The organism is Pseudoalteromonas sp. SR41-4 (genome assembly GCF_014163985.1).
Lineage (GTDB): Bacteria > Pseudomonadota > Gammaproteobacteria > Enterobacterales > Alteromonadaceae > Pseudoalteromonas > Pseudoalteromonas rhizosphaerae.
This window is the reverse complement of record NZ_JACJEI010000024.1, coordinates 62,952-75,872: the sequence shown is the minus strand read 5'-3', so window position 1 is coordinate 75,872 and position 12,921 is coordinate 62,952. Positions and strand designations below refer to the sequence as shown.

The following is a 12,921-nucleotide window of genomic DNA, read 5'->3' as shown; positions in this document are numbered from 1 at the left end:
CTGGCGAGGGTCGTCAATTGATTCGAAATATTTAAATAGTTGAATATCAGGCATGGGGGCTCCTTAAAAAGGAGTATAAGATCATACTTTTAAGTCAAGGTAAAGTTCGTGATCTTGCCCTGGGTGAGTGTGCGCTTCTGGTTCTTCAATAAAAAACAAATTAATCGCAGCAGGTTTTTCCTTTAGTGAACGTCGAAACTTGCCCATGACCATTTCAATATCAAAGATCATGCTTATCAAGTTCATATACCCTAAACCATTATAATGCTCTGGCAGGTCATGAGTATCGTGCGAGTACATCACTGTTGTATTACCATCGAGTAAATCACGGTGTTGTAGTGTTGATGATACTTTTAGTTTGGTATCTGTAGGATTTACACCGCCAAATTGGTTAATCTTCTGAATTAGCCCATCAAACATATCTGCATAAATTGCACTTAACTCATCATCAGTCTTTCGAAGGGTTTCTTTAAACTTTTCGGAGGCATCTATTTGTTCATTTGACTCGTCTGAGATCTTATATATCTTAGCCGTTTGATGAGATAAGGTTTTATCATTATCTTTATTAGTCACACTTCTTTTGGCACTAATAAAGTTGAATGATAAGATGTCATTGAGGGGAATATTCTCTTTTACAAGGTCAATAAAAACAGCTTCATCGGTGAATAAAAGGCTTTTCTTTTTTACTGAGCCAAAATAGTCACCGAGGTGTTCTTTAAGAAATAATTCAGGATTATTATCAAATTTTTCAGATTGTTCGGTATAGTCATCTTTAAGCTTGATAAGCTGCTCATGGTCAATATTGTATTCAAACTTAAAAACAATATTATTATCATCGGGGTCTAGGCTCATTATCAGTGAACTAACTTGTGACAAGTCATCTTGCTCTGTGTACTCAATATATACTTTAAGTTCTATTCCTAAGGGTTGATAACAGTTCTCAATAGGAAGTTCTTTGACACCAGAAAGGTATTGAAGCAACACTTTTTTCAATCCAACATTGAAGTCATCAAGCGTAATGCTCCTACGGCTTGATTGATTAAGAAACTTATCAAGCGCGGTCAATATAGAAGTTTTTCCTGTGTTATTCTTACCGAGAATAAGCGAAAGTTCATCTTCAAGATCTAAAGAAAAATCCTTTAACAACCTGAAATTTCTGATTTGAATTTTTGATATTTTCAATTTTAGTCCTTTATGAATACCTAGCTTTTCTTTCGAATTAAGCTTGGCTTTCCTTGTATATATTGTCTGATTGATTACCCACTAAATTTGACCATAGCACAATAATATTTTTAAATAAAACAAATAGCTAATGGTTAAGCATGAGCTTGATCTCACACAATAAAAAACTCCTTAGCAGGGCTTTTTAATCAAAGTAGGAATAATGTCGTTACCATTGAGTTTATGTATTACTCCCACCATCATCTAACGTCCGCTTATGGCACTGAGCCGAACATCGGTAAAGAGCGATAACCGGTCGTTGGTTTTAAGCAAGTATTATTGTAAATTGGCTATTTATTACCTACTGTAGTGATTCAAAGAATTGAGCGAAGCGTGGAAGTGGTTCGCAGTAGCTTTGCTCATATATGATATAAAATTTAATGATAGTGATATCTCAGACAATTTATTAAAACTGTGAATGTGAGTGCGCTATCAATAGAAATATGAGCGTTCGCACGCAACTAACTTGTTGGAGATAAGGATAAAAATATGGAATCAGTAATTAAAGTAGGGCTCGTTATTTTAGGCTCGCTGTTATCACTATTTCTCATTCCTATGGTTGAAAGTAAGAAGGCTGAGTTTCAGCGTAAAAAAGATCTGGAGTCTATGTTTATCGAGTTAGGTGACTTACAATCTGAACTTACTTGCCATATTGAATCGTATTTTAAATTTCTTTTAAAAATCCGACAGGAATCTGAGTCGGCAATCCCTATTCCTCTCCCAAGAGATATTAATTCCGATATTTTAATTGAACTCTATCAGAAGTCATCTTTAAAACTTTCCCGAGATCAGCGTCTAGCTGTTAAAAGGATACCAAGAAGCATAACTTCAATAATGTCCCAAGCCCAAGGTGCGGTGAATGCTATTCTTAATGAAAAGGAATATTGTATTCAGTCAATAAAAAATACAATTAAACTTTCTTGTAAATTAGTGCATGAGCTAAATAGCTTAAATGAACAAAGAGACCGTTATGTTGAGGTTCACTTAGACTCACAAGATTCAATTAAGCCTGTATTAAAGAGCATGGATTTTACAGAGGAACAACTTAATATATCTAAAATTTACGAAACTAACTTCATTTGAATTATAGTAAGTCAATAACCCCCACATTTGTTGTAAGTTCACAATGTCCGCTCATGGCACATGCAAGACAGCCGTTCATGCAAAATATTGACGCTAATTGGTTGGGGCTTTTTCGTTGGGTTTCGCTGCGCTCAAACCAACCTACGTTGATAACTCTAAAGCGCAGCGCCTCTAAACCTCTTTGTGAATAATTCACTTGAAGCTCTTTTTCTATAATGTTTCGCAAGAGGACAAGAAAAAACGGAACATGGGGTCGGAACATGCGGAACATGGGGTCGCGTCTTGCCTTTTGCCATTTATTTTTTGAATGACCGCTCATGGCACATGTGCGACTGTCAGATTTGATTGAGTCCTGTTAATTGAATCTGACTTATTCAAATATACCCAAAGAAAGATAACTCTAGTATTGCATTTAAAGGAAGTAACCTTGGTGGCTTTTACCTGAAGGGTCAAACTCAGTTGTAACCTAATCAGGTAAAGGAAATGCAGTGAGCCATTTGAGCCCACTACATTATTTTTTAAATTTATTGGTTTAAGTAGCCTAGAACGACTTCATGGTGATCTTTAGTTTTGAATTTATTGAAAACATGCTCTATATCACCATTCTCATTTACTAAAAATGAAGTACGAACTACGCCCATATTTTCACGGCCCATGAACTTCTTCAGTTGCCAAACACCATAAGCTTCGCAAACAGTGTGGTCTTCATCGGCAAGCAAAGTGAAATTAAGATCTTGTTTGTTAGTGAAGTTAGTCAGCTTTTTTGGTGTGTCAGGGCTAATTCCTAGAACCACAACATTTAAGTCATTAAGCTCTGATTTAGAGTCTCTCAATGCACATGCTTGAACTGTGCAGCCAGGAGTCGATGCTCTTGGGTAAAAATACACTAATACCTTTTTGCCCTTAAAAGAGGCAAGTGATACAGATTCATCGTTTTGATCTTGTAACGTAAACTCAGGGGCTTTTTGGCCAACTTCTATCATATTCTTATCCTTCTTTATTTTGCTAAACTTCTTAAGACATCAGTACTATGTAGTATCTAATCGTCGATTTTTGCTAGCAGGAGTATTAATTAGTTCTATGATAACAAGTCACGCATGATATTTAACTGTTTTGTTAGCTCAGTTGTTTTATCACGTTCTTGTTTTAACATCGTTTCATAGTCATTACGCGCTAATGACATTCGCTCTAAGTTTATTTCTAGCTGCTTAATTTGCTTTTCGTTATCAAGATTTTTATTAAACCAATACACAAGCTCATTTTTTGCATTGTCTAATTTTTCTTCCAAAACTTTTATAGGGTTTTTATTTATAGTTGATTTGGTTTCAGCCTGTTCTTGGGTTTTTCTTTTTTCTTTTATAAGCTTTAATTTTTGATTTGGCCAGCCTCTATTACTTATAGCATTACGGTGAAGGCCTGTTAATCTAGAAAGCTCAGCTATAGTTGCTGGCAGGGAAGGCGTATTATTTATTTTATCTATTGCGGCAACTAGCTTTTCAGTATTTTCATCAAAGTCACGTTGATTTTTGATGTCAAAGGGACTATTCATTGGGCACTCCATGACCAAGTAGTGTTAAAACACCTTTAGCTTCATTGATGACTTCTTTGATTTGCTCTTTATTGTCTGCAAAACTAGGGTTATTAAGGTTAGCTAAATTGGTCGAATAAACCTCTCTCCAGTATGGTGCGTTTGCTTCACTAACTATGGCGTTTGAACACCTGATGGGGTTACATCTTAGTGAGCCTATACAGGGGAGGTTTTCATTTTTACTATCTGAACCATAACAATAACCTAATCCAACATTTATTACACCGAGCCCTTGCTCCGCCATAGCTTCAAAAATTTCTTCTTTTGAATACCCGCTTGCCATGTAACCCTTAAATGCTGTTTTAAGACGCTCTTTATGCTCATCTGCTTTACCACCAAGGTAATTACCGTCTGGGTCTGCTGTTGCTTTGATTACTTCAATCTCTGATTGTTTTCTAAGCTTTTGCGCCGTTTGACTTTCAACAAGGCTATCAGCAATTCCACCATAGCCCATAGTCACATCACTTGTTGAACCCCTTGATAGAAACTTATCTACAGTATTTACTAAGTGTTTAAGCTGGAATGAGATTAGTGGCAGGCCTGCTTCTAACCTATACAGTTGATATGCAAGTGTGTGACGCATCATGTAATTGTTAAACCCAAGATCATCATCTGGTGAAACGAAACTTATTAATCTCTTTATCTGGTAACTTATCGAGTGAGGTATTTGTGGTTTTTCTGTCTCGTCATATTTCTTTGTGTGGATAGCACTAAACACTAAGCTTCGTTGCGTTATTGAGCTTAAAGCTTGCATTGCCTTTAAAGCATCCTCAACAATTGGAATAACAACCCATTTATCATCAAAAAGGCCTTTTGAAAAAGTATTTTTTCCTTTGAAAACATGAGAGCGAAGTAGCTTTATGCCACCTTCCTCAACGAGGCAATTATTTAAATCTATTACGGCTAACTCTGAAGGTCGCATGCCAGTATATTGACCAATTAAGTACTTAGCTGCAAAACTCACAAGTGCTAGTTGCTCATAAATACTTGTAAGTGTAAATTTTTTATACTTTCCTTTATTTATGAATGCTGTCATATCTTTTAGGTTGTATTTATTTTTAGAGTTACGAAGCTCATCAGGAATACCATATTTTGATTTTACAAATGTTTCTGGGTAACCAGCATTTATAAGGCGGAAAGCTCTGTAAAGCTGAAATGTTTCTTTAGTTACTCCAGCATTACTACAGTACAGAGTTTCATTTTGTAATTTATATCTGCTCACAAAAGAGTCCGACACTTCCTCACCTATTGTTTTTAGGAAATCGTGTACCAGCAAAGAAGCGGTTCTAATAAGTTTATCAAAAGCCCAGTTCGGCATTACTACATTTGAGGCTTTCTTTTTATAACGTTTTTTCCAACTAAACTGGTCTGAATCAAAGGCTGAAATATTTTCACCAAAGATATGTTCTGATGTGTGAGGGTTTTGCATATAAGAAAAAAATTGTTTCAAGTCATCATTATAAGAATTGCTATGAACTTTTGCGGTTTCTTTGTAATCGATGGCTTGAATTTGGGTCAGAGATGAATATATTTTTTCAATATGTTCTTTTCCGAGCTTAACCTTTAAAACTTTAAAAAGTGTGTCTAAAAATCTAAGCCCAGATTTAATGTGCGCTAAGATAGTGCTTGTAGCAAGTCTGGTAGTTCCTTTCTTTTTGGCTTTTCTACGATTATTAATGAATACTTCAGGGGATAGCAGGATGCTCAGAAGCAAGCACTTTATTTCAATAATAATTCCTGTGGAAATGTTTTTATATTTGCTGAAATTAATCTTTAATTTAGCACCACTTATACTTGCTGAGACATTAGGGTTTTCTGAGTTGAAATCCCATTCTGCGTCTGAGAATTGAGATGCCATGGAGGCAGGAAGGCTTAATAGTTTGGTTAGATATATTTTACTTTCATTAGTTGCCACTATTTTTTTGTCAATATTTGAAAAGTATAATTTATACTTTTTAAATTCAGCAATAGTACTTAGTACACTGTAATGTTTTGGTAATCTTTCCATTTTATCCACCTAAATAAGCTCAGTTGTTTCTACATAAAGAGATAATCTTTCAGCGTCGTCGAGCTCTTCTAATCCGAACTCTGACATTGTTGGATCTAGGATTGAATTTAAAAGTGTTAGGTTACTTTTTATTACATGGCCAAATGGAGTATCTAAAACCCTGCTATTTTGAATTTTAATGAGGTAATCACGTCTCATTGCGAAGAGCTTTGGTAGATCTGTTTTGGTTATTATTACGTTTGGGCAACTAAGGCACATGTTGTAAGTACTACACGGCTTGCCTGGGATGTAATTTTTGAGGGCTTTCACAGATTCAGGTGGGTCGAAAATATTTTTACACGTTGCAAAAGGGGTTGATATGGGCAGTCGCTCTTGGTTATTTACTTCTTTATTAGGTTTACTACCCACCGAAGAGCTTATATTGCTGTGAAGCTCTATTAATTTATCTCTTATTTTTATTCTTGCGATCTGCCCAAAATCATGAATATCAAGGTATCGCATTGTTGTATATAGGTTTCTATGCCCCATTAGTAACTGTATTTCTCTAATTGAAACTCCTTCTTCTAGTAGGTCGCTAACAAATGTAGGTCTAAATCTAGTTGTCTCTAATATCTTTTCACCATCTGCTTGTTCTAAAATTTGGTTTTTTTTTCTAAATGTGTTTAAGGCTTTATTTAAGTAGCAGCTACTTGGTAGGTTTCTTATTAGCCCATTATGAGTTTCAAATAGCCACAGTTTATTTTTTTGTTCAGTTGAGGACTTTTCTCGGAGTACAGATGTTAGCCTCGTAACAGTATTAAAAATATCTTTTACATGGGTTCCTTGGCTATGGGTTAGCCACTGAAGGTTCGCTTTAAAAATATCTAAGTGGTATGACTTTTGACCATTAGAACGTTCCTTCCAATATCTAAGGCATGGTTTGCCAGTTGCAGGGTGCTTGTCTACCAGATCATCCAGTTCAAGAGCATAAATTGACTCTACATTCATACCTGTTATTTGCATGAGCTTAAGTAAAAATGGAAGTAAATGGTTCATTGTAACTTTGTATAAAACTCCCCAAGCCTCGTAAACATCTTGATAGCACGCACCATTACTACTGATTATTTCGTGGAAAGTACTTTCAACGAGCGTATGACGAAAATTATTGGAGGTACTTATGGGTGTGCAAGCCATTTTATTTTCAAAAAGCCAACGAGCATCTTCTAATGTAAGAGTGTCGTAATCTTCTATAATAAGCTCACCGTTTTCATCAATAACTTCTCTGCCACCACCTGATTTTTGATAAGGTTTAAGAAGTTTTGAAACTTGGTTAATTTCACTTTCTATTGCTTTTGTAATTTTTTCCTTATCATCTTTATTGTAGGGTTTGTAGCGTTCTGTGACTCTTGTGAAATAGCAAAATGAGCTGGGTAAGTAAAATCTTTCGAAATTAGGAACGTTAATATCAATAGCTTTGTTTAAAACGTTCTTGTAAGTACTTTGTAAAACGTTTGCATAACGGTTATGTATTTTTTCATCTAACATGCAGCGTTTTAAATAAGCATGAAACTCATCTAATGAGAACTCATTTAAAACTTCGCAAAGGTATACAGGCTGCTTACTCAGCTTTTCGCTAATCTGTCTTGAAACATGTCTAAAAGTGGACTTTACATCGTTACGATAAGAATCACTTATTTTAACTTTAAATACTGATGTGAATAAGTGCATTAGTTGTCGATGCGGAGATGTTTTTGTTGGTTGAGCTAAGTCATCAAAGCAGTTTAGTGGCATGGTGAGTAACTCATCCCATTCATAAACCCATAAATTAGCTGAACGCTTCATTTTTTGTCCTTAAGTGATATTTTAAGTATCGTGCTTTTAACAAGCCGATCCATCCTATCCGCTTTGGTTAATAATTCACCGTCGCTATTGGTTATTGTTTTATATAGTTCTGTAGGTATTTTTGTGTAAACCTCAGTACTACTTAAGAATGCATGGCCAAGTGATTTTTGTACTACAGCAAGCCTGTCCACGTAGGTTTGCCCAATGTCAGGTGATTGAAGTAAATCATATGCGTAACCATGCCTTAATTTATGTGGTGACATGGCTTTAGATAGCATACCTTTTTTTAATGCACGCTCTGATAGTCTATCTAATAATTTAGACAGGCACTTGGGTGTAATTGGTCGCCCTTCAGCATTAAAGAATGCTGGGGTTTCAGATAATGATGAATACTTTCTTGAATACTTTTTGTATAGAGGGGAAGCATGATACTTTCTTATACGGGTTAAAACAGCTCGACTTACCAAGGTCATTCTTTGCTTCGTATTGTTATGTCGGCCTTTCACACCTTGTATTGAAAGGGGGGCGTAGGGTGAAATTACTGGTATGTCTGTGCTTTGATATATCAGTTTTTGACTATTAAACTCTATAGCATCTTCTATATCTTGTTTAGTTATGTTTTGTAACTCTGATCTTCTAACTCCAGAATCAAAAATGAACTGAAGAATTAGCCTCTCACGCTCTGAGTCACTTTGTAACATCAATTTTGTTAACTCATCTAGAGAACATGAAATGACAAGCTTTTGTTTTACGGGGCCACTTATTAACCCATTTGAATACGGGCTTTGTTCAATATATGCGCCTCTAAGTTCTTGTTCTTGATAGAGGAATTTGTGGATGAATGCTTGAAGGGTTGCATCTCTGTTTCTAGCTGTTGCAGTAGACAAATTATATGTGGTTCTTAACTCAGCTAAATATTCTTCGATAACAAATTTTGAAACTGAAAGGAAGGCTTCATCAAGATAAGTACTTTGAAATTCTTTCCTTTTTTTAAGATAAGCCAAAAAATAATTCAGATTCTTAGCGTACGTTTTTGCCGTGTGGCGGCTTATTTTGTTGTTTCGCAAACTATAGGATAGAAATTCAGAAATTAATGGGAGTACTCTCATTTTTTCATCTAATGCAACTACACCAGTATGAAGCTTATTTACAGATAAGCAGATTCCTTCATCTTCATTTAACAAGGACTTTGATAGATCAACGGATTCATTAGCGGCAATATAAGAACTGAATTGATCCATAAAAACGTACTTTATCCATTAAGACTGTGCAGTTTTTAATCGTAGTAGTAAAATTGAGTTTTAGAAAGGATGGATTAACTTTTTAATATGTAGTGTGCAAAATATTAATGGGGGTATAAATGAATGCCGTCGTACTCTTTACCCATAAACTTTTTGTAGCCCCATACGCCGAATGCTTCTGCAATCGCGTGATCTTCGTCTGAAAGTAGGTCAAAGTTTAATTCTTTTTTGGTTTCAAAGTTCTTTAATTTTTTTACCGGATCAGGGCTGATACCAACCACGCGGGTATTTAGCTGTGCTAACACGGCTTTTTCATCACGTAAGTTTTCAGCTTGCACGGTGCAACCAGGTGTTGATGCTTTTGGATAAAAGTACACTAATACTTGCTGCTCTTTTAATAGCTCTGCAAGGACGATTGTTTCGTCATCTTGATTTTGTAGGCTAAAAGCGGGTGCTTTGTCACCGGCTTGTAATGGATTAATTGTGTTCATGCTTTGCTCCTTAGCGAATGCGTCGAAATATGTAATCTACGTTTAGAGTACGCGACAGATCTTCAAATTGGACTTTAAACGTATCAATGTCAACCTCAACAGGAATGTTAAACTCCAGTTCACAGCGCATTTTTGTATCTTTTTCTTCGTCATAGGTATCTGACTTTAAAGAACAAATACTAATGTGGTTGTCGGCAAAAAAGCGGGTAACTTTACTTAACGTGCCTGGTGTGTCGATACCTGTATATTCGAGGGTGTAGCCGGCACAAAATTCACTTTGAGTATGACTGGCTGTCCGCTTCATCATAGTGAGTAAGCCCAGCTCCATGCCTTTGAGGGGCAGGGTGTGTTCAATGCGGCTGATTGCCGACATATCACCTGATAACAGCATAATAAATGTAAATTCATTGCCTAAGATGGCAATGCGACTATCAATAATATTACAGTGACAGTCACTGACTAATTGGGTTAATTCACTGACAATACCAGGGCGATCATCGCCAATAGCAGTTAAAACGATCTGATGATTTGAAAAAGCAGTCATGAATTCAAGTACCTAGGTTATATTATTAATAACAATCAGAGTAAGCTGAGCCGGCAATTACCACCACACGGCGGCGAAGTTTAACACAAAACAATCGCTAAACTACAGGCCGAGATAATTAAGCTGTTATTAAAGCACGGTGTTTCTTGTTTTTAGTGGCATGGGAAAGTACCATAGTTAAAATTTTGCATATAGACTGGCTTACATTTACGTTTAGCCGTGCCCTAAAGTAACGGGGTTTGCATAAAAACAAGATACGTAAAGTTAATATTGGCTTTACACTGAACCAAATCGGCATAACCCACTCATATATTTGTTAAAACAATTAAGGGTATGCTAAGGAGAATTATCTGTGCAGTATTGGATCCCAAAAGCGCTTGCTGTAAGCGTATTGGTTAGCTTGTCAGGATGTGGTGTGTTCACTGACGAAGCGCATCAAAAACGTAATTACCGTGCCAGTGAGCCGGTACAAGTGCCAGGACAATTGGCTCAGCCAGCTTTAGACCCCATTTATAAAATGGATGTGGCAGAATATAATAATGATCCGGATTCAACAAACTATCGTCCCCCAGCACAAGTATTAACTGTGGCAAAAGGCAGTTGGGTTGAAGAAGGTGATAAACAAGCACGCGTTTATTTTGATAAAAACGATGGTATTGCAAATTTAGATGAGTTTATTTGGGATTCAGTACACGCTGTGTTAACTGAGCATCAAACAAAGGCAATCAAACAAGATAAGTCATTAGGTTCGATTGAAACTGACTGGTATGCGATTATCAAACCCGAGGAAGGTTGGTTGTGGAATAGCGATACCGCTGTATCTGAGCAACGTTTTATTTTTACTATTGAAGAAAAGTCACATCAGCGTACTGCTTCGTTAAGCGCTAAGCTAGCGGAATACAATAGTAAAGATGTGCCATTGACGCCAATTTTGCAACAGCAACTAGAAGTGCGTGCACTAAATCAAGTTGTGGCTGAATTTGATTATCGTTATCGTCAACTTGAAGTTGAAATTCGCAAACAACAAGGCATTATTTCGTTGGAAATGGGCTTTGACAATAAAGGTAATGCGGCGCTGGTAACGGAACAGGATTACTCATTAATATTTGATCGTTTCTCAGGGTTCCTTGAGCGCTTGTCGTTTACGATTGTTGAAATTGACCAAGATCGTGGTTTGATCACAGCTGATTACAACAAACCTGAATCAAGTGTTTGGGATTCAATTTGGGGTGAAGAGCTTGCTGAATTACCGATTGAAAATGGCCAATATCAAATTTTAGTCAGTCGCACCAAAGAAGGTGGTACTAGCTTAACGTGGATGGACGATGAAGGCACAACGTTAGAGCCTGGTACGATGAATGACTTACAACAAGCGTTAGAAAGTGCTTTGCGTCAACGCGGTATTAAAATTTAATAATAAATAATAATAACACCACAAAAAGAGCTTTTGCTCTTTTTGTGGTTTTTACAGGTTGAAAACAATGTCTAATCTAACTTCCTCTCACCCGCAGTTTGACTTTAAGATATGGTTTAATTTTTTAGTTCCGTCTCTAATTGGGGTTCTCTTATTCATGACTCCAGTGCCAATGGACGGGGCAATGACTATTCCTATCGCTGTTATGGCAAAAGCGGTGCAAGCTCATATTACATCGTATGCCGATACGTTGATTACATTAATTATTTGTACTACAGGTGTTTTATCATTGATATTCAAGGTTTTTAAGCCTGAGGTATTAATGAAATCTACTATTTTAAAGCATCTTTTTGATGTGCATTGGCTTTGGCTAGTGATCCGTTTATTTGGTATGGCGTTTATTATCTTAACGGTTTTAAGCATTAATAATCCGGATTTTAAATCGACATTACCAGAGTTTTTAATTCCGCTTTTCGATGGTATTACATCAGGAAGTACCGGTGGCTTAGTGCTAAAAGATTTATTACCAGTGCTATTTTCGGTGTTTATTTTAGCGGGCTTATTACTGCCTTTATTGTTAAATTTTGGTTTGCTGGAGCTAGTAGGCACGTTATTAACTAGAGTAATGCGCCCGTTATTTGGCGTGCCAGGACGAAGTGCTGTTGATTGTGCAACCTCTTGGTTAGGCGATGGCAGTGTGGGTATTTTAATGACCGCGCGCCAATATGAAGAAAAGCATTACACTCAGCGTGAAGCGGCGATTATCGGTACTACATTCTCTGCGGTATCAATTACGTTTTGTTTGGTGGTATTAGGCCAAGTCGGACTAGAAAAATTATTTGCCCCATTTTATTTAACGGTTTGTTTAGCGGGAGTTGTTGCTGCGCTGATCGTGCCACGCATACCGCCATTGAGCTTTAAGAAAGATATATATATTGATGGTAGTCAGCCTGATCAGCATAAAGAGCGCGTGCCGCATGGCAAAAATGTGTTTAAACATGCCCTACATGTCGCGCTGCACAAAGCTAAAAACTCACCGGGCTTTGCAGGTACCATGAAAGAAGGCATTCACAACGCATTAGATATGGTGTTTGCAGTATTACCTGTAGTGATGGCTGTGGGCACATTCGCATTAATTATTGCTGAATATACGCCGATATTTGCTTATTTAGGTAAACCGTTCATCCCATTTTTAGAGTTATTACAAATACCAGAAGCAGAAGCTGCCGCGCAAACGATCATGGTTGGCTTTGCGGATATGTTTATTCCATCAATCTTAGCTGCTGGCACGATTGAAAGTGATGTTACTCGCTTTATTATTGCGGCAATGAGTGTAACCCAGTTAATTTACATGTCAGAAGTGGGCGCGCTTTTATTGGGTAGTAAAATCCCAGTAAATATATTTGAATTGTTTGTAATATTTATTCTCAGAACCTTGATCACGTTACCCGTTATTGCTCTGATGGCACATTGGTTGGTTGGCTGATTCTGCCTGTTTTTTATTTGCAAG

General features: G+C 36.8%; 11 protein-coding genes and 1 pseudogene. 3 read left to right on the top strand and 9 right to left on the bottom strand.

What is annotated here, in order from left to right:
* Positions 1 to 81 precede the first annotated feature (81 nt).
* Complete coding sequence (locus H5180_RS17185; RefSeq protein WP_259399585.1) at positions 82 to 1,182, bottom strand: ATP-binding protein; 1,101 nt, start codon at positions 1,180 to 1,182, stop codon at positions 82 to 84.
* A gap of 528 nt (positions 1,183 to 1,710) precedes the next feature.
* On the opposite strand from H5180_RS17185, the gene H5180_RS17180 reads away from it, so the two are divergent.
* Positions 1,711 to 2,304 carry a hypothetical protein gene (locus H5180_RS17180; protein WP_182758697.1) on the top strand — a complete coding sequence of 198 codons (594 nt, stop codon included), beginning with the start codon at positions 1,711 to 1,713 and terminating at the stop codon, positions 2,302 to 2,304.
* A 1-nt stretch (position 2,305) separates the two neighbouring features.
* Here H5180_RS17180 and H5180_RS17175 read toward each other — a convergent pair whose 3' ends face one another.
* The 8 genes and pseudogenes from H5180_RS17175 to H5180_RS17140 all read right to left on the bottom strand — a co-directional run bounded on the left by H5180_RS17175 (position 2,306) and on the right by H5180_RS17140 (position 9,997).
* On the bottom strand, positions 2,306 to 2,500 hold the full coding sequence (locus tag H5180_RS17175) for a hypothetical protein (RefSeq protein ID WP_182758696.1): 195 nt from the start codon (positions 2,498 to 2,500) through the stop codon (positions 2,306 to 2,308).
* Positions 2,501 to 2,828: 328 nt separating this feature from the next.
* Positions 2,829 to 3,287, bottom strand: a complete 459-nt coding sequence (gene bcp, locus H5180_RS17170) for a thioredoxin-dependent thiol peroxidase (protein ID WP_182758695.1) — start codon at positions 3,285 to 3,287, stop codon at positions 2,829 to 2,831.
* A gap of 95 nt (positions 3,288 to 3,382) precedes the next feature.
* The gene (locus H5180_RS17165) at positions 3,383 to 3,853 is read right to left on the bottom strand and encodes a hypothetical protein (protein ID WP_182758694.1); all 471 of its coding nucleotides are present in this window, start codon (positions 3,851 to 3,853) and stop codon (positions 3,383 to 3,385) included.
* A complete protein-coding gene (locus tag H5180_RS17160) occupies positions 3,846 to 5,900 on the bottom strand; it encodes a site-specific integrase (protein WP_182758693.1) in 2,055 nt (684 codons plus the stop codon). The genes H5180_RS17165 and H5180_RS17160 overlap by 8 nt, the downstream gene beginning before the upstream one ends.
* Before the next feature lie 9 nt (positions 5,901 to 5,909).
* Positions 5,910 to 7,721 carry a site-specific integrase gene (locus tag H5180_RS17155; protein ID WP_182758692.1) on the bottom strand — a complete coding sequence of 604 codons (1,812 nt, stop codon included), beginning with the start codon at positions 7,719 to 7,721 and terminating at the stop codon, positions 5,910 to 5,912.
* On the bottom strand, positions 7,718 to 8,962 hold the full coding sequence (locus H5180_RS17150) for a tyrosine-type recombinase/integrase (RefSeq protein WP_182758691.1): 1,245 nt from the start codon (positions 8,960 to 8,962) through the stop codon (positions 7,718 to 7,720). The genes H5180_RS17155 and H5180_RS17150 overlap by 4 nt, the downstream gene beginning before the upstream one ends.
* A 119-nt stretch (positions 8,963 to 9,081) precedes the next feature.
* Positions 9,082 to 9,453 (bottom strand): annotated as a pseudogene (gene bcp, locus H5180_RS17145) (thioredoxin-dependent thiol peroxidase); the annotation flags it as partial.
* A gap of 10 nt (positions 9,454 to 9,463) precedes the next feature.
* Complete coding sequence (locus H5180_RS17140; RefSeq protein ID WP_145241549.1) at positions 9,464 to 9,997, bottom strand: glycine cleavage system protein R; 534 nt, start codon at positions 9,995 to 9,997, stop codon at positions 9,464 to 9,466.
* A gap of 352 nt (positions 9,998 to 10,349) precedes the next feature.
* Between H5180_RS17140 and bamC the strand changes: the two genes are divergently transcribed.
* Together bamC and H5180_RS17130 are read left to right on the top strand one after the other, a co-directional pair.
* On the top strand, positions 10,350 to 11,411 hold the full coding sequence (bamC, locus tag H5180_RS17135; RefSeq protein WP_145241551.1) for an outer membrane protein assembly factor BamC: 1,062 nt from the start codon (positions 10,350 to 10,352) through the stop codon (positions 11,409 to 11,411).
* A 67-nt stretch (positions 11,412 to 11,478) separates the two neighbouring features.
* The gene (locus tag H5180_RS17130) at positions 11,479 to 12,897 is read left to right on the top strand and encodes a YjiH family protein (protein ID WP_182758690.1); all 1,419 of its coding nucleotides are present in this window, start codon (positions 11,479 to 11,481) and stop codon (positions 12,895 to 12,897) included.
* Positions 12,898 to 12,921: the final 24 nt, after the last annotated feature.

What these genes read in the sequence shown, in the direction of transcription:
- H5180_RS17180 (WP_182758697.1), top strand. Translation starts at nt 1,711, where the DNA reads ATGGAATCAGTAATTAAAGTAGGGCTCGTTATTTTAGGCTCGCTGTTA.
- bcp (WP_182758695.1), bottom strand. Translation starts at nt 3,287, where the DNA reads ATGATAGAAGTTGGCCAAAAAGCCCCTGAGTTTACGTTACAAGATCAA.
- H5180_RS17165 (WP_182758694.1), bottom strand. Translation starts at nt 3,853, where the DNA reads ATGAATAGTCCCTTTGACATCAAAAATCAACGTGACTTTGATGAAAAT.
- H5180_RS17160 (WP_182758693.1), bottom strand. Translation starts at nt 5,900, where the DNA reads ATGGAAAGATTACCAAAACATTACAGTGTACTAAGTACTATTGCTGAA.
- H5180_RS17155 (WP_182758692.1), bottom strand. Translation starts at nt 7,721, where the DNA reads ATGAAGCGTTCAGCTAATTTATGGGTTTATGAATGGGATGAGTTACTC.
- H5180_RS17150 (WP_182758691.1), bottom strand. Translation starts at nt 8,962, where the DNA reads ATGGATCAATTCAGTTCTTATATTGCCGCTAATGAATCCGTTGATCTA.
- H5180_RS17140 (WP_145241549.1), bottom strand. Translation starts at nt 9,997, where the DNA reads ATGACTGCTTTTTCAAATCATCAGATCGTTTTAACTGCTATTGGCGAT.
- H5180_RS17130 (WP_182758690.1), top strand. Translation starts at nt 11,479, where the DNA reads ATGTCTAATCTAACTTCCTCTCACCCGCAGTTTGACTTTAAGATATGG.